This window comes from Promicromonospora sp. NPDC057138, assembly GCF_042670845.1.
Classification (GTDB): domain Bacteria; phylum Actinomycetota; class Actinomycetes; order Actinomycetales; family Cellulomonadaceae; genus Promicromonospora.
The window spans coordinates 109,722-128,225 of the sequence record NZ_JBHUUX010000001.1; the positions used below are offsets into that span (position 1 = coordinate 109,722).

An 18,504-nucleotide genomic window follows, 5' to 3' on the forward strand; every position below is an offset into this window, starting at 1 on the left:
AGATTGTGGCGCAAAGTTGGACCAATGGGCTAACACTCCCGTAAAGATGACCGGAGGAGTCGATCTGATGGCCGAGCCGTTGCCTGAAATCCGGTTTTCACCTGTGGAGACATCGAGGGCTCTGCGGGTAGTCGGCCTCATGTCCGGCACGTCCCACGACGCCGTGGACGCCGCCGCCTGCGAGCTCCGGCTCATCGGCGACACCTTGAAGCTCACCCCGCTCGGCCATCTCTCCGTCCCCTACCCGCAGGCGCTCCGGTCGGAGCTCGTCGCGGCGCTTCCGCCGGCGTCGGCCACCTTGGAGACGGTGTGCCGACTGGACACCGGGATCGGGCAGATCTTCGCCGACGTCGCCGCGCGTGCCGTGGCGGAGCTCTGCGCCGGCCGCGCCGACCTCGTCGTCTCGCACGGGCAGACCGTCTTCCACTGGGCGTCCGACGGCGTTGTCCGCGGCACCCTGCAGATCGGCGAGCCCGCCTGGATCGCCGAGGCGACGGGGCTGCCCGTGGTCTCGGGCCTGCGCACACGCGACGTCGCCGCGGGCGGCCAGGGCGCTCCCCTGGTCAGCCTGTTCGACGCGCTGTGGCTCGCGGGCCGGCCCGGCTCCGGCGTCGCGCTCAACCTGGGCGGCATCGCGAACGTGACGGTGCTGCGGGGGCCGGCGACCCCGCTCGCCTTCGACACCGGCCCGGCCTGCGCGCTGCTCGACGCCGCAACGCGACACGTCACGGACGGCCGCCAGACCTTCGACGCCGACGGCGCCCTCGCCGCCCGGGGCCGCGTCGTCCCCGCGCTCCTCGAGCGTCTGCTCGACGAGCCCTACTACGCACGCCCCGCACCGAAGTCGACCGGCAAGGAGCTCTTCCACCTGGACTACCTGCTGGCGCACCTCGGACCCACGGCGCCGACGCCCGAGGACCTGCTCGCCACCCTCGTAGCGCTCACCGCCCGCACCGTGGCCGACGCCGTCCGGGGCACCGCCATCGAGCTCGTCGCCTCGGGCGGCGGTACCCACAACCCCGTGCTGATGGCGGCGCTCCGGGAGGAGCTGCCGGGCGTCGCCGTCCGGACCTCCGACGAGCTGGGCGTGCCGAGCCAGGCCAAGGAGGCGCTGGCGTTCGCGGTACTCGGCTGGCACACCTGGCACGGCCTGCCCGGCGTGCTGCCAGGCGGCACGGGTGCGCGGCACCCGAGCGTGCTGGGCTCGGTGACGCCGGGCGCGGACGGGCGCTTCCCGCCGGGCCGGGCCGCCGCCGTCGGGCAGCCGACGAGGTTGGTCATCTCGAGCCCCAAGTGACCTGTCAGACCTTGCCGGACGTGTCAGACGTACAGGTCACCCGGGTGACCTGTACGTCTGACAACGTGGGGGGCGTCTGACAACTCCCTGATCCGCGGCTCTGGCTGCGGGAAGAAGTACCCATATCGGGCGCCCAAGGCGCCGTGATGGGTTCGGGCATGACGAAGGCCCCGACTCATGGAGTCGGGGCCTCTCGTAACAACGTGCGCGAGGGGGGAGTTGAACCCCCACGCCCTTTCGGGCACACGGACCTGAACCGTGCGCGTCTGCCTATTCCGCCACTCGCGCGCTGCTGGATGAGGCTAGCACGGCGCAGAGGGTGACTCCGAATCCAATAACGGTGAAGTGGTTCACGTCCCGCCGCAGGTCTAGTAGCGTGCGGATCCGCCCACACCTCCTCCTCACCGCGCCACCTGAGGGAAGATCGGAGAAGATCCGCAGGACATCCACAGTAATGGAGTCTGCGGGGACCTACCGGTCTATACGATCTAGGTAGTCTGCCCGGCGCAGACCCTGGAAGGAGGTGGCATGGGCGCCCTGGACCGCTTCGAGAAGAGCGTGGAGCGCATGATGAACAACGCGTTCGCCAAGGTGGGACGTGGCGAAGTGAAGCCCGTCGAACTGGCGAGCAGGCTGCGACGCGAGCTGGACGACCGTGCCGCGGTCGTCGGCCGCGACCGTACCGTCGCACCGAACGAGTTCACCATCGAGCTCGCTCCCGACGACTTCGCCCAGATCGAGGCGTGGGGTGCACAGACCCTCGCCGACGAGCTCGCGTCCAACATCACGGCGTATGCCGCGACGCAGCACTATGCGTTCGTGGGCCCCGTGAGCGTGACGTTCGACGAGCAGTACGAGCTGGTTCCCGGCCGCTTCACCGTGCGGTCGCGCAGCGTGCAGGGAAGCGTCGCCCCGGCGACGTCCGGCGCGCCGACCGGCCGGCACCCGCTCATCGACATCGACGGACAGCGATACCTGCTCACCGGGCCCGTGACCGTCATCGGACGCGACGCCGAGGCGGACATCGTGGTGGACGACCCGGGTGTCTCCCGGCGCCACCTCGAGATCCGCGTGACACCCGATGGTGTCGTCGCCACCGACATGGGCTCGACGAACGGCCTGTACGTGGAGGGCCATCAGGTCCCGGCCGCGACGCTGCTCGACGGCAACACGATGACCATCGGCCGTACCCGCATCATGTTCTGGACCGGCAGTGCTTCCGGCGCAGACAACGAGGACTGGTGAAGAACCCGAAATGAGCGAGCTGACGTTCACCCTGCTCCGGCTGGGCTACCTCGTGCTGCTGTGGGTGTTCGTGCTCTCCGCCGTCGCCGTGCTCCGGCGCGACCTGGCGGGACCACGCACAGCCGGCAGCCGACGGCGCCGGCCGGAGCTCGCGGGGCCGGCCCCGGCGGGAGCCGGTGGCAGCGCGCCTCGCGCGCCCCAGCGGGGTGGCCCGTCGCGGCTCGTCGTGGTGGCGGGCCCCCTCACGGGGACCACCATCCCGCTCACCTCGTCCGGCGTCCTGATCGGGCGCGCGCCAAGCTGCACCCTCGTGCTCGACGACGACTACTCGTCGTCGCGCCATGCGCGGATCTTCCCCCAGGGCGGCCAGTGGTTCGTGGAGGACCTCGGCTCCACGAACGGCACCTACATCGGCGAGGAGCGGGTGCAGGGCATCATCCCGCTCGCCCCAGGTGTGGGTGTGCAGATCGGACAGTCCGTCGTCGAGCTCCAGGGATGACCATCACGTGACCGTGACCTTGCGGTATGCCGCGCGCTCCGACGTCGGCCTCGTCCGCTCCAACAACCAGGACTCCGCCTACGCGGGTCCCAACCTCCTCGTCGTGGCAGACGGGATGGGCGGGCACGCAGGAGGCGACGTCGCCTCCGCGCTGACGATCGCGGCCCTGGTGGGCCTCGACCGCCCGGACCACAGCTCCGACCAGTCGATGTCCGAGCTGGAACGCTCGATCGACCGCGCCCGGCAGGACCTCGTCGACGCGACCACTGCCGACCCGGACCTCGCAGGCATGGGCACCACGGTGACGGCCGTGCTGAAGTCCGGCAACACGCTGGCCATGGCCCACCTGGGCGACTCGCGCGCGTACCTGCTGCGCGACGGCACGCTGGCGCAGGTCACGGTGGACCACACCTTCGTGCAGCACCTGGTCGACACCGGCCGCATCACGCCCGACGAGGCCGAGACCCACCCGCAGCGCAACGTCGTCATGCGGGTTCTCGGCGACTTCGACCTGGACCTCACGCCCGACCTCTCGATCCGCGAGGCGGTGCCCGGCGACCGCTGGATGCTCTGCTCCGACGGCCTGTCCGGGTTCGTCCCGGACGACGAGATCGCCGAGGTCCTCATCTCGGTCACCGCCCCGCAGGACGCCGTCGAGCGGCTCGTCTCGATGTCCATGCGCGCGGGCAGCACCGACAACATCACCGTCGTCGTGGCCGACGTCCTGGACGACGCCGCTGCGGCAACCACCGCAGCCACCGTCACCCCCGAGATCGTCGGCTCGGCCGCGCTCGCCGGAGTGACCGCGGCCGGCAACGACCCGCAGTCCCCCACGTCGCTGCCCGGCTCCGACATCGACGGCGACACCGTCACCTCCTTCACCCGGTCGGCGGTCCCGGCGGGCGGCCAGCCCGCCACCTCGCCGGTCGCGGTGAGCGTCCTGCCCGACGCCGTCGCGCAGGACGGCCTCGCCAACACGCTCGAGCAGGCCATGCTTGCGGGCGGGCCCGACGAGGAGCAGTACCAGCCGGACGTGCAGCCGGACGAGGACGACCTGGACGAGGATGCGGCCGACGAGGAGACGCCGCCGAGGCGTCGCGCCTGGCTGACCGTGCTCGGCGCCCTCCTCCTGGTCATCGGCCTCGTCCTGGCGGGCTGGGGCGGCTACCGCTGGACCCAGACCCAGTACTACGTCGGGGAGTCGGACGGCCAGGTCGCCGTGTTCCGCGGCATACCTGCCACGGCGGGCCCGCTGACCTTCTCGACGGCGGTCGAGCTCACCGGCACCCGAGTCGACGAGCTGCCCGGCTTCGTCGCCGACCGCGTGCACGAGACCATCCGCGCCACGTCCCTCGAGGACGCCCGGGGACGCGCCGACCGTCTCATCGAGGACGCCGCCGAGGAGACCGAGCCGACGTCGACGCCCAGCCAGTCGCCGAACCCCAGCACGAGCGACGAGCCGAGCGGTGACTCGTCGCCGAAGGGCGACTCCAGCTCGAACGACGCCAGCTCCAGCGACGCCGGCCAGGAGAACAACGGATGACCGCCCTCCGGCCCGAGGAGAACGCCCCGGCCCGTATCGCGGAGGCGGTGCTGCTCGTCGTCGCGCTCGCGCTCGGCATGGGCGGCATGTGGATGGTGGGCTACTCGCTCGAGGACGGCCTGCCCGACGGGTTCTGGACCTACTCGATAGTGCTCGCCGCCCTGGCGTTCACCGCGCACATCGTGCTGCGGCTGCGCGCGCCCTACGCCGACCAGGTGATCCTGCCGGCCGTGGTGCTGCTGAACAGCGTGAGCATGGCGATGATCCTGCGGCAGGACCTCGTCGACATCAGGGGTGCCAACGCGTCCCGCCACCTCATGTGGACGGCGCTGGGCATCGTCGTGGCCTGCGTGGTCATCTTCGTCATTCGCGACCACCGCAGCCTGCGCCGCCTGACGTACACGGCGATGATCGTCGGCATCGTCCTAGTGGTCCTGCCCCTGATCCCGGGCCTCGGCCAGGAGCTCAACGGCGCGAAGATCTGGATCTACATCGGCGGCTTTTCGCTGCAGCCTGCGGAGTTCGCCAAGATCGCGTTCGCCGTGTTCTTCGCGGGCTACCTGGTCGCGAACCGTGACACCCTGGCCCTGGCCGGCAAGAAGTTCATGGGTCTGCAGCTCCCGCGCCTGCGCGACCTCGGCCCCATCCTCATCGTCTGGGCCGTGTCGCTGGCGGTCCTCATCGGCGAGAAGGACCTCGGGACGTCGCTCCTGTTCTTCGGCCTGTTCGTGGGCATGCTGTACCTCGCTACCGACCGGGTCGGCTGGATAGTCATCGGCCTCGTGATGTTCGCGGCCGGCGCCGTCGTGGCGTGGTCGATCTTCAGCCACGTCCAGGCGCGCGTCGACGTCTGGCTCGATCCCCTCAACGCCGAGCTGTACGACCGCGACTTCGGCGGGTCGTACCAGATCGTCCAGGGCATGTTCGCCATGGCCTACGGCGGCATGTTCGGCGCCGGTTGGGGCGAGGGCTACCCGCAGTACGTGCCGTTCGCCTTCTCCGACTTCATCTATGCGGCGCTCGGCGAGGAGCTCGGCCTCACCGGCCTGCTCGCGATCCTGCTGATCTACCTGGTGATCGTGCAGCGCGGCCTGCGGCATGCGGTCGGCGTCCGCGACGGCTTCGGCAAGCTCCTCGCGGGCGGCCTCGCGTTCGTCATGGCGCTGCAGCTCTTCGTGGTGGTGGGTGGAATCACCCGCATCATCCCGCTCACCGGCCTGACCCTGCCGTTCATGGCACAGGGCGGATCGTCCCTGCTCGCGAACTGGATAGTCATCGCACTCATGCTGCGCATCTCCGATGCCGCACGGCGCCCGTCGTCCCTGCCCACCCGCGGCGCGCTGGCCGACCCGGCACCCGCACCGGTGGGCGGCGACGCCATCGAGGTCGGGGGCGGGAGCCCGGTGCAGGCGGGGACCGAGGCCGGTGCCGGCCGCGGCGCCACGCCTGACGACGCGACCCAGATCGTCCGGGGGGTGGACCGGTGAACGCGACCCTGCGCCGCCTGTCGACCATCGTGATGGTCATGTTCCTGGCCCTCATGGTGTCGACCACCTGGATCCAGTTCGTCTCCGCGGAGAGCCTGAACAGCGACGGGCGCAATGTGCGCACCATCTACAGCTCGCTGGCTCGGGACCGCGGGCCCATCGTGGTCGGCGGCGACCCGATCGTCACCTCGGTGCCTGTGGACGACAACTACAAGTACCTGCGCACCTACTCCGAGGGTGACGCCGGCGCCGCCAGCGTGTACGCGCCCGTCACCGGCTACTTCGCCATCAACGGCACGGTCACCGGGATGGAGCGCTACGCGAACAGCTATCTCGCGGGCGAGGACGACTCGCTGTGGCTCGACCGGCTGCAGAACCTCATCACGGGTGAGGAGGCGCAGGGCTCCTCGGTCGAGCTCACTATCGACCCCGAGGTGCAGAAGGCCGCCTGGGACGCGCTGGGTGACTACACCGGCGCCGCCGTGGCCCTCGACCCCAAGACGGGCGCCATCCTCGCGATGGTCTCCAAGCCCTCGTACGACCCGAACACGCTCGCCGTCCACGACTCGAAGAAGGTCACCGCGACCTCCGAGGCGCTGATCAACGACAAGCCGCAGGTCAACACGACGGACGGCTCAGAGCGCTACAGCGTCTACGGTCCGACGATCAACCGCACGATCAACGCGATCTACCCGCCCGGCTCCACGTTCAAGCTGCTCACCTCGGCCGCGGCCATCGAGTACGACGGCAAGACTCCGGACACCCAGATCCCTGCGCCAGACGTCTATCAGCTGCCGGGCACGTCCGACGACAACGGCAAGGTGCACAACTTCGGCGGCGAGACCTGCTCGGGCACCCAGCAGATGACGCTCAAGGACGCGCTCAAGATCTCCTGCAACACGGCGTTCACCGGCCTGGCCGCCGAGGTCGGCAAGGACGGGATGCAGAAGATGTTCGAGGACTTCGGGTTCACCGAGTCGCTGGACATCCCCATGTCGACCTCGGTCGGCGCCTACCCGGGTCTGTCCGACATCGCGAAGGACGACTCCGACGCCCGCATCGCGCTGTCCGGCATGGGCCAGGGCGACCTCCGGGTGACGCCGCTGCAGATCGCCATGATCTCGGCCGCGATCGCGAACGACGGCGAGCTCATGGAGCCGTACCTCATCGACAACGTGCGGGACAGCGACCTCGAGCTCGTCAGCCAGACCAAGCCGAACCGCTACAAGAGCCCGTTCTCGTCGTCCACGGCGGACGCGCTCACCGAGATGATGCTCTCCGTCGTGAACGACGACGGCGGCACCGGCTCCGGCGCGCAGATCCCGGGCGTCCAGGTGGCCGGCAAGACCGGCACCGCTGAGGACGACCCGCGCTCGCCCACGCTGTGGTTCACCTCGTTCGCGCCGGCCGACGACCCGCAGGTGGCCGTCGCCGTCGTGCTGGAGAACGAGGGCCAGTCCACCAACGAGTCCACGGGTGGCGCCCTCGCTGCCCCCATCGCCGCGCAGATCATGCAGGCGGCGATAGCGAAATGAGACCGGTCGAGGGTCTGACGCTCGGGGAGCGCTACACGCTCGTGCGGCGCATCGCCATGGGCGGCATGGGCGAGGTCTGGGTGGCGCGCGACGAGAAGCTCGCGCGCGAGATCGCCGTGAAGGTGCTCCGCGAGGAGTACACGGGCAACGAGGACTTCCTTCGTCGCCTGCGCACGGAGGCCCGGAACTCGTCGACCCTCGTGCACCCCAACATCGCCCAGATGTTCGACTACGGCGAGGAGCGCGGCGCCGGCTACCTCGTCATGGAGCTGGTCCTGGGCGAGCCGCTCGCCGACCTGCTCGAGCGCGAGCCGGTGCTGCAGCCGGCCCGGCTCCTGCCGATCCTGGCGCAGACGGCTCGCGGCCTGCACGCCGCGCACCTCGCCGGCGTCGTCCACCGTGACGTGAAGCCGGGCAACATCCTGCTGGAGCACACCGGCACGGTGAAGATCACCGACTTCGGCGTCTCGGTGGCGCAGAACCAGGTGCCCATGACGGCGACCGGCATGGTCATGGGGACCGCGCAGTACCTGTCCCCCGAGCAGGCGGTCGGCCAGTCGGCGACGGGTGCCTCGGACATCTATGCGCTCGGCGTGGTCGCCTACGAGGCCACCGCCGGGCGTCGGCCGTTCACCGGCCGGACGCCGGTCGACATCGCGATCGCGCACGTCAACGCGCCGGTGCCGCTGCTGCCGACGTCGGTCCACCCGGGCCTCGCCGAGACCATCACGAAGATGCTGGAGAAGGACCCGGCCCAGCGCATCGCCTCGGCGGACCAGCTCGCGCGGCACCTCGACGTGCTCGCGGCCGAGATCGCCGAGGACCCGTTCGGCAGCTCCCGCTACGCGCGCCGGACGCGCCGCGACGGCCAGCCGGCGTCGGCGCAGCGGTCGAGCGCCAGCCGGACCGGTGCGCCGCAGCCCGGCCCGTCGCACGCGCGCCGGCAGGCGCCGTTCGGCGGCGGCGGCCGGCACACCACGGTGGCCAACGCCCAGTCCGCGCCGCCGAGCCCCGACCAGGGGACACCGGCCGGCGGCTACGGCTCGGGCACGTCGGGCGGCTACGGCTCCGGCACCCCGGCAGGTGGTTACGGCTCGGGACCCTACGGTTCCGGAGCCTACGGTTCCGACTCGGCCGGGTACGGCACGACGTCGGGCGCCTACGGTACGGACGCCTACGGGCGTCCTTATTCGCCTGCGCCGGGAACACCGGCCGGCCCTCCGGGTTCCGGCTCCTACGGCACGGACTCCGCCGGGTACGGCAGCGACTCGGCCGGTTACGGCACGACGTCGGGCACCTACGGGACGGATGCCCAGGGCCGGCCGCACGGCTCGGGGTACATGCCACCGCCCGCGAGCGGCGCCGACGGAGCCGGGAACGGCGCGCGGGCCTATCCGTCGCGCCGCGATCTGCACTCGACACGCCAGGACGGGCGAAGGGTCCCCCAGCAGGGGCGGTCGGGAGGGCACCCTGGGAAGCGACGAAGTCTGTCGTCCGACATCCAACGCTGGGTGGGCGGGATCGAGGACCGAGTAGGGGTCCGGGTGTCCTGGCCGCTGGTCGCGCTGGTCGCGCTGCTGCTCGTGGTCCTCATCATCACGCTCGTCTCGGGGGGCGGCGACGACAACGCTCTGCGGGGCCCGTGGGGTTCCTCCGAAATCTACGCCGAAACACTGAATTCCCCGGCAGCGGCCTCGCTCGCCGCTTCTGGGATGATGCTCCTCAACGAGCCGTATGCCCTGAGGCAGACGGCCATGACATCAAAGGACGTATGAGTGGTGGAGAACACGCCCCGCGTACTCGCCGGCCGTTATGAGGTCGGCGAGCTTGTCGGCCGTGGCGGCATGGCCGAGGTACACATCGGCCACGACACCCGTCTCGGCCGTACCGTGGCGATCAAGGTGCTGCGTTCCGACCTCGCTCGCGACCCGTCCTTCCTGACCCGCTTCCGCCGTGAGGCGCAGTCCGCCGCCGCGCTGAACCACCCCGCGGTCGTCGCCGTGTACGACACGGGGGAGGACATCCACCAGGATGCCTCCGGCCAGGACGTGCACGTGCCGTTCATCGTCATGGAGTACGTCGAGGGCCACACGGTCCGCGATATCCTGACCGACGGCGCAGCGGTGCCCATCGAGGAGGCCGTCGAGATCACCGTGGGCGTGCTGAGCGCGCTGGAGTACTCGCACCACGCAGGCATCGTGCACCGCGACATCAAGCCCGCGAACGTGATGATCACGCCCACGGGCGCGGTCAAGGTGATGGACTTCGGCATCGCGCGCGCCATGGCGGACTCCGCCGCGACGATGACCGCGACGCACGCCGTGATCGGCACCGCGCAGTACCTCTCCCCGGAGCAGGCTCGCGGCGAGCAGGTGGACACCCGATCCGACCTGTACTCGACCGGGTGCATGCTGTTCGAGCTGCTCACCGGCCGCCCGCCGTTCCAGGGCGACTCGCCCGTGGCCGTCGCCTACCAGCACGTGGGCCAGGAGCCGCAGCGCCCGTCGGAGGTCGCCACCGACGTCCCCGACGTGCTCGACCGCATCACGCTCAAGGCGCTGACCAAGGACCGCGAGCAGCGGTACAGCACGGCCGCCGAGTTCCGGCGCGACCTGGAGGCCGCCATGCGCGGCGGCCAGATCAGCGCACCGATGGTCGGCGCGATGATGGGCGCCACGCAGGTCGCGGGCCCGCCCGCGTACGGCGCGACGCAGGTCATGACGCCGGGGCAGGCCTGGGGCCCGGCGACGGCGCAGCAGAGCCCGGTCACGCCCGGCGGCGGTTACCCCGGCCAGCCCACGCGCGCCGATCAGCGCCAGCCGGAGAAGAAGAGCCGGGCCCTCATGTGGTGGCTGCTCGGGATCGCCCTGGCCGCGGTCGCGGCCATCGCCATAGCCATGGCGCTGAACAACCAGACCCAGGCGCCGACGACGGTCGCCGTGCCCACCATCGCGGAGGGCATCACCGCCGAGGAGGCGAGGTCGCAGATCGAGGCGGCCGGCCTGACGTTCGAGCGCGCCATCGACAAGGACTCCGACCTCCCGGAGGGCCAGACCACCGGCAAGACCGATCCGGCGGCGAACACGGAGGTCGCCGAGAACTCGACGGTCACGGTCTACGTCGCCGGGGCACCGGGCCAGGTCACGATTCCCGACGTCAAGAACCTGTCCGAGGCCGACGCCCAGGCTGAGCTCGAGAAGCTCAACCTCACGGTCAGCAGCACCGAGTCGGAGAACAGCCCCGACGTCGCGAAGGGCGAGGCGACCAAGAGCGAGCCGGGCGCCGGGCAGACCGTGCAGGAGGGTTCGAACGTCGTGCTGTACCTCTCGACCGGTAACACGACGCTCCCGAACCTCGTCGGGCAGTCCAGGGAGGGCGCCGAGGCGCAGCTCGCCGACCTCGGACTCGGCACCATCCAGTGGGACGAGGAGCCGAGCGACCAGGTCGCCGAGGGCTCGGTCGCCCGCACCGATCCCGAGGCCGGTGACGTGCCGCAGGGCACGTCGGTCACCATCTACATCGCGACGGCGCCGGAGCCTACGGAGGCGACGGTTCCCGCGGACCTCTACGGCAAGACCGTCGAGGAGGCCCAGGTCGCGTGCACCGGTGTGCAGATCACCTGTGTGGAGGCGTCGCAGGAGCCTTCGGACACGTTCGCGGAGGGCACGGTGATCAGCTCGGACCCGGCGCCCGGCTCCACCGTCGACGTGGGTTCGTACGTCAACCTGGTGGTCTCGTCCGGCCCGGAAGACAAGGGCGCAGGGGACGGCCAGGACGTCTTCCCGTAAGCACCGCGCCGGCCGGGGAATCCCGGCCGGCGCTGGAAAGGCATGGCGTCGCAGGTCACGAGGTGACCAGCGGCGCCATTCCCTTTGCCCGCTCGACGGCGCCCTCGAGCCCGCAGGTCTCGAGCCAGTTCGCCAGCAGCCGGTGCCCGCCCTCGGTGAGCACGGACTCGGGGTGGAACTGGACGCCGTGCAGCGGCAGCTCGCGGTGCTGCAGCCCCATGACGATGCCCGACGCCGTCGTGCACGTCACCTGCAGCTCGGCCGGCACGCTGTCCGGCGTCACGGCGAGCGAGTGGTAGCGCGTGGCGGTGAACGGCGTCGGCAGGCCGGCGAGGACGCCGTCCCCGGAGTGCTCGACGAGGCTCGTCTTGCCGTGCATGAGCTCGGGCGCGTGCGTCACCTTGCCGCCGAACACCTCGGCGAGGGCCTGATGTCCCAGGCAGACGCCGAGCATCGGGGTGCGCGACCGGGCGCAGGCCCGGATGACGTCCTCGGAGGAGCCGGCCTCCGCGGGCGTCCCGGGGCCGGGCGAGACGAGCACGCCGTCGTAGGGCACGGGGGAGCCGTCGCCGCCGTCGTACCAGTAGCGGCCGTCGGCGTCGGGGGAGGGGACGGCGTCGTTCCGGACCACTACGGTCCGGGCGCCGATCTGGTCGAGGTAGCCGACGATCGTGTAGACGAACGAGTCGTAGTTGTCGACGACGAGGATGCGCGTCATGCAGGAATGCTACGCGCCGACGGTCGTGTCGTTGAACGGCATGTACTCGCTGAGCCACGGGAAGAACTCGGTGAAGCACACCGCGACGAGGCCGAACACGAGCACGACACAGACCAGGAACTTGAACCAGCCGGGGCCCGGGATGGCCCGCCACAGCAGTGCGTACATCAGCTCACCAGCTCCTTCGGCTCGCCCTCGCCCACAGGCGCCCAGTAGTCGAGCTCTCCGTGCACGATGTACCGCTGGGTCGCGGAGAACATCGGGTGGCACGACGTCAGCGTGATGAACCGCTGGGTCAGCTCGGGCATGGGCTCGTCGGCCGTCACACCGGGGACCGGTGCGATCACCTCGACGTTCTGCGGGTACACGATCTGCGACTCGGTCACCTTGTAGACGTACCAGGTCTTCTTGGTGCGGACCACCACGGCGTCGCCGTCCTTGAGCTCCGCGATCTGGTTGAACGGCTTGCCGTACGTGGTGCGGTGCGCGGCGACGGCGAAGTTGCCGAGGTCCCCCGGCATCGCCGTGCCGTCGTAGTGCCCGATGCCGATGGTGTCGAGCACCGTGGCCTTGTCGGTTCCTTCGGCGACGGGCTTGACGTAGTCGTCGCCGAACCGCGGGATGTACATCTGCGCGAAGAGGGTCCCGTCCTCCGGCGGCTCCTCCACGACGGGCGGCGGGCCGTCGTGCTCGGTCGCCGTCTCCGGACCGGTGGAGGGGGCGTCCCAGTCCATCTCGGCGATGATCTCGTTCTGTGCCCGCGCGCCTTCGACGTCGGTCCACCAGAGCTGCCACACGACGAAGAGGCCGAGCACCAGGCCGGCGGTCACGAGGAGCTCACCCATCACGCCGATCAGCCAGGCGACAGGACGCATCGGCGACGAGGACCCGCGCGGGCGCCGGGCGTTGCGCGGGCCCATGCCGGACGGGCCGCGCTGATACGCGATCGGGAAGACCTCCTGTGCCAGGGGCACGTTGTGGCCGGCCTGCGCGTGGGTCATCCAAAGACCTCCGTACCATCGGGAACCTTCGCGTACTGCAGACCGCCGCCGTCGTACGCGGGGAGGTCCAGGTGGTCGCTGCGTCGCACGTCCCAGCCGAGGTGCACCCAGTCGACGTACTCGAGGTACGTCTGGACGCCTTCGGAGCTCATCAGAGACGCCTCCATCTTCGCCGGGTCCCCGACCGCCGTCACCTTGTAGGGAGGTGAAAAGACCTTGCCGTGCAGCAGCAGGATGTTCCCGGAGCAACGGAAGGCCGACGTCGAGGTCACGCGCTCGCCCTGGAGCGTCATCGCCTCGGCACCGCCGCCCCACAGTGCGTTGATCACGTGCTGCAGGTCCTGCTGGTGCACCACGAGGTCATCGGGCTGCGGTTTCACGCCGCCTGTCCCGGCGTCCACCGACGTCGACGGCGCGTCGTCGAGGGTGACCGTCAGACCGGGACCCGCCACCGGTGCTGACCCCGACACCACGCCCTCACGCTCCACCAGGTCGGCATCGCGCTTCGGGACGGCGGTCCCCGCCCGCCCGCTGAGCACCTCGATCTCGCGGTCGAGCTCCCCCGTGCGTTCGGTGAGCTCCGTGACGCGCGCCGTCTCGGTGTCCACGAGCTGCGCGAGGTCCTGTGGATCGCGGGTGTCGGCGCCGCCGCCGTCGGCCAGCCGCGCGCTCGCGCTGAACATGAGGCCGGCCAGTACGGCGACCGCGCCGACGCTGATCCACGAACGCCAGCCGGCGTTCATCGGGGCACGGAAGAAGCCCGCCGCACCGCTCCTGGCGGATGGCGCGGGCGTCTCTTCGGCTCCGGTCACGCGTCACTCCTGCAACAATCGACAAACCCATGGACGCATCTGGTCACGACTGCGGCCTGTGGAGCACTACGCTAGTCCACGAGCAAGCAGACGTCGGCTCGGCACACCCGTCGGGACGACCACCCCAGGACAGGAGCCCGCCTCGTGCCCGAGTCGAAGTCCCGCAACAAGAAGAAGGCCACGGCCAAGCCTGCGAAGGCCGAGGCCAAGACCGCGCTGCCCGGTGAGGCGGTCAACCCGCGCTGGCTCGCCCCGGTGATGCTCGGCCTGATGATCCTCGGCCTCGTCTGGATCGTGACGTTCTACCTCACGAGCTCCGAGCTCGGCCTGCCGATCCCGCAGCTCGGCCAGTGGAACCTGGCGGTCGGCTTCGGCCTGATCATCGTTGGTTTCGGCCTCACGACACGCTGGAAGTGACGGCTCCGCGGCCGCGCTGAGGCGGCCGCGGAACTGTGTCCCCATTTATCCACAGCTGTGGGTAAAGCTGGGGAAAAGAGAGTGGTGACACACCGCCAGGTGCTCGGATCGGCCCAGCTCCGCGGTTTCGCGGGGGTACGTCCGGGGCATCACCAGCCTGTTCACAGGACTCCCAGCGAGCTGTAGCGCCACACCGCCAGGCCCACCAGGAGCGCGATGCCGACCACCGGGACGACCCAGGCGACGACGGCCCGGCGCTCCTTCGGCGCGTACGCGTAGGCGTAGGCCACCAGCGCTCCGGTGACGAGCCCGCCCAGGTGTGCCTGCCACGCGATGCCCGGCACGATGAACCCGATGGCGCCGTTGACCGCGAGCAGCACCACCACCTGCCCCATGCTCCGGCCCAGCCGGCGCATCACCGGGAGCATCGCCCCGAAGAGGCCGAACACCATGCCGGACGCACCCACCACGGGTGTCACCCAGGCGCTCGACGTGTACGGGTCGCCCGCCAGCAGCAGCACGCCGACCGAACCGCCGACGGCGGAGAGCAGGCACAGGACCGTGAAGCGCAGCCGCCCGAGCAGCGGCTCGAGGAACTGGCCGGTTATCCACAGCGCATACATGTTGAACAGGATGTGCAGCGGCGACGTCGAGTGCAGGAACGACGCCGTCAGGAACCGCCACGGCTCGACCGCGCCGCCCCAGGGCCAGAACCACAGCAGGTGAGTCCACCAACCCCCCGTCACGAGCTGCAGCAGCCAGCTCGCGACGCAGATCCCGATGATGGTGAACGTGACGACCGGGCGGCCGCCCGTACCCGTCTCGCCGGCCGAGCCGCCGAAGACCGTCCGTACGCGGGGTGCGGTGCGCTTCGACTCCCGCACACAGTCCACGCACTGCACGCCGACGGCGGCCGGCCGCTGGCACTCCGGACAGGCGGGCCGGCCACAGCGCTGGCAGCGCACGTAGGACACCCGGTCGGGGTGTCGCGGGCAGACGGGAGCCGCGGCCTCGGTCGGCTCCTCGGCGGCCGGGTCGTTCGTCGCGATACGTCCTCAGTCCCCTCGGTCCTCAGTGCTCAGGGTGGTGCCGGGTCCAGCCCGGGGCGGCGCGGTCGCCGCCGTACCTCAGGGCTCGATGGTGACGGACTCGATGGTGATGTCGTCGACCGGGCGGTCGCCGGGACGCGTGCGGGTCTTGCCGACCTCGTCGACGACCGCACGCGAGGCGTCGTCCGCCACCTTGCCGAAGATGGTGTGCTTGCCGTTCAGCCACGGGGTCTCGGCCGTGGTGAGGAAGAACTGCGAGCCGTTGGTGCCCTCGACCTCGCCCGTCACCGGGTTGCGCCGCTTGCCGGCGTTGGCCATCGCGAGGATGTACTTCTCGTTGAACTGGAGCTCGGGGTGGATCTCGTCGTTGAACGTATACCCCGGGCCGCCGGTTCCCGTCCCGAGCGGGCATCCGCCCTGGATCATGAAGTCTTCGATCACGCGGTGGAAGATGAGGCCGTCGTAGAACGGGTCCTTGCGCTCCTCGCCCGTCCGCGGGTCCGTCCAGGCCTTCTCACCGGTCGCGAGGCCGACGAAGTTCTCGACAGTCTTGGGCGCGTGGTTCGGGAAGAGCTCGATGCGGATGTCACCAGAGGTGGTGTGCAGGATTGCGAACATGCATCAATCCTCCCATGGAGCGGCCCGTTGGTGCTGCACCGACGTCCCCCCGCCCTCGCAAGTAAGGCCCAGCGGTGGCAGAGTGGCACCTTGAGGAGTATTTGAACCGTTCGGGGGGAGTTTCATGACCCGCAAGAAGGTGACCGACTACGTGGACACAAGCAAGATCGACACCGAGAAGGTCAAGGAGAAGGCCGCAGAGGCCACGGCTCTCCTTTCCGACGTCAGCTCCAAGGCCGCATCACAGGCCGGGTCCCTCGCGGCCCAGGCCAAGGACCGGGCAGTGAACGCCAAGGACTGGGCACAGCCCCGGGTGAACGACTTCATCGCCTGGCTGACGCCACGCGCGGAGAAGGCCTGGCAGGACAGCCTCCAGGCTGCCGCCCCACAGGTCGAGAAGGCCGCGAGCAAGGCTGCGCCGCTCATCGACTCGGCGCACGACAAGCTCGTGGACGACCTGCTGCCGAAGATGGTCTCCGCGTTCAACGCCGCCGCAGCCAACGCCGCGACGGCACAGAGCAAGGCATCGCTCGCCGAGACCGTCAGCAAGGCGGCGGACAAGGCTGGCAAGAAGGGCTCCAAGAAGGGCTGGCTCGTGGCGCTGGCCGCGGGCGGCGCCGCCGTCGCGGGCTATGTGTTCTGGAAGCGCGCACAGCCCCAGACCGACCCGTGGGCCGAACCCTGGGAGCAGGGCACGGGTGCCGACTACTCGAACGGCGCCGCTCGGCACTCGTCCGGCGTCGGCGCGGCGGCCGGTTCCGCCGTCGCCAAGGGCAAGGAAGCAGGGGCCAAGGCGGCGCAGACCGCCAAGGACCTCGGCGCCCGCGCCTACTCCGCGGCCGGCCCCGCGTTCGAGGCCGCCAAGGAGAAGGCCGGCCCCGTGCTGGAGAAGGCGGCACCGGTGTTCGACGCCGCGAAGGAGAAGGCCGCCCCGGTCATCGACGCCGCCAAGGAGAAGGCCGCCCCGGTCATCGACGCGGCGAAGGCGACGGCGCAGAAGGCGACCTCCGCGGTGTCCGAAGCCGCTCAGAAGAGCGGGCTCACCGGCGGCGACAGCCCGCCCACGGCGGACCAGCCGACCGTGGACGAGGCTCCGCCCGTCGAGGCCAAGCCGGCGGAGACCGAGCCGGCGGGGGAGGCCAAGCAGGAGGGCTGACCTCCCGCTTCTCCGCGTGCATGACGAGAGGGCCCGGCCGTGATGGCCGGGCCCTCTCGTCATGCTCGGTTCGGACGGCGGAGCGGCGTCACCCGCCGATGGGCGTCGCTGCCCCGGCGAACGGGTCGAGCTGGATGAACGCCGCGGTCGGGTCGCCGTCGTGCACGAGCGACTCCTGGTTGACGACGTCGTCGAACGCGAAGGCGTAGGCCTTGCCGTCCGCCATCTGCTCGTGGATGTACTTGGCGTAGTAGTTCGTCACCGAATCCTGGTAGAAGCCTGCCGGGTCCTGGGTGGGCTGCGTGGTGCTGTCGAGCAGCGAGGACCGGTTGAATCCGGCGCACAGCGTGCGTGCGATGGCACCGATGTCGTCGTTCGGCGCCGCCAGATCGCCGGCGCACCCGAAGATCGACTCGCCCGAGGGCTTCGGGAAGGTGGTGACGACGGCACCGGAGGTGTCCTTGAACGTCATGGTGTCGCCCGAGACCGTACCGAGGAACTTCTTCTCCGGCTGATCGCCGTAGGGCACCACCGTCAGGGTCTCGCTGGAGTACTTGCTCCACACGCGGTCGACGTAGTCGGACAGGATGTTCGCGTCGACCTGGCCGGTACCCACCCCGTGCCCGGGGGAGAGGACGCGGAGGACGGAGCCGTCGGGCCCGGTCTGGGCGAGCCCGTCCCAGCCTTCCTGCTGGGACAGGGCGGACACGACGTTGTCCCACCCGTCCGGCTTGAGCATCCCGGTGTGCATGAGCTCGCCGCTCGAGGACCGCAGGCCCGTCTGGTAAGGCGCGGAGAAGAAGTCGACCTGCGTGCTGTTGATCCACAGGCCGGAGTCGTTGAGCGTGTACTCAGTCCAGTTGAACAGGATGTTCCGGTTCGGGTCGCTCGGATTCTGCACCGCGGGCTGCACGAGCTGACCGTCGTTGACGATCTTGAAGTCGAGCTTGCTGCCATACGAGAAGTAGACGCGGCCCGACAGCTTGGGCATCTGGATGGTGACGTCCTGCCCGTTCGCGGGGCCCCCGATGGAGGCGTCCGGCGCCGGCTCGGGGACGCCCCCGGCGTCCGGCCAGGCATGGAACGTCCCCTCGGCGTCGGCGTAGCCGAGCTGGCCGCCCGACTCGCCCAGGACGTAGATGAAGACCTCGTCGCTGCGACCGGAGTCGTTGGTGATGGTGAGCGGGATCGTGTCGGGTACTGCGGTGGCCGTCGGCATGGCGACCACTGCGGCCGACAGGGCTGCGGTCAGCGCGGCGGCAGTGCCGATGAGTTTCCTGGTCAGGGACACGCGGTCCTCCTCGGATGGCGAGGGGCCGGTCAGGTGGATGGTGCGTGC

Annotated in this window: 17 protein-coding genes and 1 tRNA gene; 10 read left to right on the forward strand and 8 right to left on the reverse strand. The window is 70.3% G+C overall.

All coding sequences use genetic code 11. The features are described 5' to 3' along the window. The first annotated feature begins 67 nt into the window (after positions 1-67). Positions 68-1,297, forward strand: coding sequence for an anhydro-N-acetylmuramic acid kinase (locus ACFT2C_RS00510; protein ID WP_377205049.1), 1,230 nt, complete (start codon positions 68-70; stop codon positions 1,295-1,297). 204 nt (positions 1,298-1,501) lie between these two features. Here ACFT2C_RS00510 and ACFT2C_RS00515 read toward each other — a convergent pair. Further along, a tRNA-Leu gene (locus ACFT2C_RS00515) sits at positions 1,502-1,585 on the reverse strand. A 240-nt stretch (positions 1,586-1,825) separates the two neighbouring features. On the opposite strand from ACFT2C_RS00515, the gene ACFT2C_RS00520 reads away from it, so the two are divergent. The 7 genes from ACFT2C_RS00520 to pknB are packed head-to-tail and all read left to right on the forward strand — an operon-like array spanning position 1,826 to position 11,394. Further along, positions 1,826-2,542: a DUF3662 and FHA domain-containing protein gene (locus tag ACFT2C_RS00520; protein WP_020017306.1), complete on the forward strand. Its 717-nt coding sequence runs from the start codon at positions 1,826-1,828 to the stop codon at positions 2,540-2,542. A gap of 10 nt (positions 2,543-2,552) precedes the next feature. Continuing rightward, positions 2,553-3,041: an FHA domain-containing protein gene (locus tag ACFT2C_RS00525; protein WP_377205050.1), complete on the forward strand. Its 489-nt coding sequence runs from the start codon at positions 2,553-2,555 to the stop codon at positions 3,039-3,041. A gap of 7 nt (positions 3,042-3,048) precedes the next feature. Continuing rightward, positions 3,049-4,584 (forward strand): PP2C family protein-serine/threonine phosphatase, encoded by a 1,536-nt coding sequence (locus ACFT2C_RS00530; RefSeq protein WP_377205051.1) that lies wholly within the window; start codon positions 3,049-3,051, stop codon positions 4,582-4,584. Then, positions 4,581-6,071 (forward strand): FtsW/RodA/SpoVE family cell cycle protein, encoded by a 1,491-nt coding sequence (locus tag ACFT2C_RS00535; protein WP_377205052.1) that lies wholly within the window; start codon positions 4,581-4,583, stop codon positions 6,069-6,071. The genes ACFT2C_RS00530 and ACFT2C_RS00535 overlap by 4 nt, the downstream gene beginning before the upstream one ends. Further along, positions 6,068-7,606 (forward strand): peptidoglycan D,D-transpeptidase FtsI family protein, encoded by a 1,539-nt coding sequence (locus tag ACFT2C_RS00540; RefSeq protein ID WP_377205053.1) that lies wholly within the window; start codon positions 6,068-6,070, stop codon positions 7,604-7,606. Before ACFT2C_RS00535 ends, ACFT2C_RS00540 begins: the two co-directional genes overlap by 4 nt. Next, positions 7,603-9,381: a protein kinase gene (locus ACFT2C_RS00545; protein WP_377205054.1), complete on the forward strand. Its 1,779-nt coding sequence runs from the start codon at positions 7,603-7,605 to the stop codon at positions 9,379-9,381. Before ACFT2C_RS00540 ends, ACFT2C_RS00545 begins: the two co-directional genes overlap by 4 nt. Beyond that, a complete protein-coding gene (gene pknB / locus ACFT2C_RS00550; protein ID WP_377205055.1) occupies positions 9,382-11,394 on the forward strand; it encodes a Stk1 family PASTA domain-containing Ser/Thr kinase in 2,013 nt (670 codons plus the stop codon). Positions 11,395-11,449: 55 nt separating this feature from the next. Here pknB and ACFT2C_RS00555 read toward each other — a convergent pair whose 3' ends face one another. The 4 genes from ACFT2C_RS00555 to ACFT2C_RS00570 are packed head-to-tail and all read right to left on the reverse strand — an operon-like array spanning position 11,450 to position 13,925. After that, a complete protein-coding gene (locus ACFT2C_RS00555; RefSeq protein WP_377205056.1) occupies positions 11,450-12,112 on the reverse strand; it encodes an aminodeoxychorismate/anthranilate synthase component II in 663 nt (220 codons plus the stop codon). Between the two features lie 9 nt (positions 12,113-12,121). Continuing rightward, positions 12,122-12,280, reverse strand: a complete 159-nt coding sequence (locus tag ACFT2C_RS00560) for a hypothetical protein (protein WP_377205057.1) — start codon at positions 12,278-12,280, stop codon at positions 12,122-12,124. Further along, a complete protein-coding gene (locus ACFT2C_RS00565; protein WP_377205058.1) occupies positions 12,280-13,113 on the reverse strand; it encodes a class E sortase in 834 nt (277 codons plus the stop codon). Before ACFT2C_RS00565 ends, ACFT2C_RS00560 begins: the two co-directional genes overlap by 1 nt. Further along, positions 13,110-13,925: a DUF881 domain-containing protein gene (locus ACFT2C_RS00570; RefSeq protein ID WP_377205059.1), complete on the reverse strand. Its 816-nt coding sequence runs from the start codon at positions 13,923-13,925 to the stop codon at positions 13,110-13,112. The genes ACFT2C_RS00565 and ACFT2C_RS00570 overlap by 4 nt, the downstream gene beginning before the upstream one ends. Positions 13,926-14,069: 144 nt before the next feature. Between ACFT2C_RS00570 and ACFT2C_RS00575 the strand changes: the two genes are divergently transcribed. Beyond that, a complete protein-coding gene (locus ACFT2C_RS00575) occupies positions 14,070-14,342 on the forward strand; it encodes a cell division protein CrgA (protein ID WP_377205060.1) in 273 nt (90 codons plus the stop codon). A 161-nt stretch (positions 14,343-14,503) separates the two neighbouring features. On the opposite strand, the gene ACFT2C_RS00580 is transcribed toward ACFT2C_RS00575, so the two are convergent. Together ACFT2C_RS00580 and ACFT2C_RS00585 are read right to left on the reverse strand one after the other, a co-directional pair. After that, positions 14,504-15,391 carry a rhomboid family intramembrane serine protease gene (locus tag ACFT2C_RS00580; RefSeq protein ID WP_377205260.1) on the reverse strand — a complete coding sequence of 296 codons (888 nt, stop codon included), beginning with the start codon at positions 15,389-15,391 and terminating at the stop codon, positions 14,504-14,506. A 78-nt stretch (positions 15,392-15,469) separates the two neighbouring features. Beyond that, positions 15,470-16,009, reverse strand: a complete 540-nt coding sequence (locus tag ACFT2C_RS00585) for a peptidylprolyl isomerase (protein ID WP_377205061.1) — start codon at positions 16,007-16,009, stop codon at positions 15,470-15,472. Between the two features lie 124 nt (positions 16,010-16,133). Between ACFT2C_RS00585 and ACFT2C_RS00590 the strand changes: the two genes are divergently transcribed. Further along, positions 16,134-17,165, forward strand: a complete 1,032-nt coding sequence (locus tag ACFT2C_RS00590) for a hypothetical protein (protein WP_377205062.1) — start codon at positions 16,134-16,136, stop codon at positions 17,163-17,165. An 88-nt stretch (positions 17,166-17,253) separates the two neighbouring features. Here the strand turns inward: ACFT2C_RS00590 and ACFT2C_RS00595 are convergent, their stop codons facing one another. After that, positions 17,254-18,456, reverse strand: coding sequence for a beta-1,3-glucanase family protein (locus tag ACFT2C_RS00595; protein WP_377205063.1), 1,203 nt, complete (start codon positions 18,454-18,456; stop codon positions 17,254-17,256). Between the last annotated feature and the right edge of the window lie 48 nt (positions 18,457-18,504).

Bases quoted from the DNA above. Each gene is read 5' to 3' on its own strand.
- ACFT2C_RS00510 (WP_377205049.1), top strand. From the start codon at position 68: ATGGCCGAGCCGTTGCCTGAAATCCGGTTTTCACCTGTGGAGACATCG.
- ACFT2C_RS00520 (WP_020017306.1), top strand. From the start codon at position 1,826: ATGGGCGCCCTGGACCGCTTCGAGAAGAGCGTGGAGCGCATGATGAAC.
- ACFT2C_RS00525 (WP_377205050.1), top strand. From the start codon at position 2,553: ATGAGCGAGCTGACGTTCACCCTGCTCCGGCTGGGCTACCTCGTGCTG.
- ACFT2C_RS00535 (WP_377205052.1), top strand. From the start codon at position 4,581: ATGACCGCCCTCCGGCCCGAGGAGAACGCCCCGGCCCGTATCGCGGAG.
- ACFT2C_RS00545 (WP_377205054.1), top strand. From the start codon at position 7,603: ATGAGACCGGTCGAGGGTCTGACGCTCGGGGAGCGCTACACGCTCGTG.
- ACFT2C_RS00555 (WP_377205056.1), bottom strand. From the start codon at position 12,112: ATGACGCGCATCCTCGTCGTCGACAACTACGACTCGTTCGTCTACACG.
- ACFT2C_RS00560 (WP_377205057.1), bottom strand. From the start codon at position 12,280: ATGTACGCACTGCTGTGGCGGGCCATCCCGGGCCCCGGCTGGTTCAAG.
- ACFT2C_RS00565 (WP_377205058.1), bottom strand. From the start codon at position 13,113: ATGACCCACGCGCAGGCCGGCCACAACGTGCCCCTGGCACAGGAGGTC.
- ACFT2C_RS00585 (WP_377205061.1), bottom strand. From the start codon at position 16,009: ATGTTCGCAATCCTGCACACCACCTCTGGTGACATCCGCATCGAGCTC.
- ACFT2C_RS00590 (WP_377205062.1), top strand. From the start codon at position 16,134: ATGACCCGCAAGAAGGTGACCGACTACGTGGACACAAGCAAGATCGAC.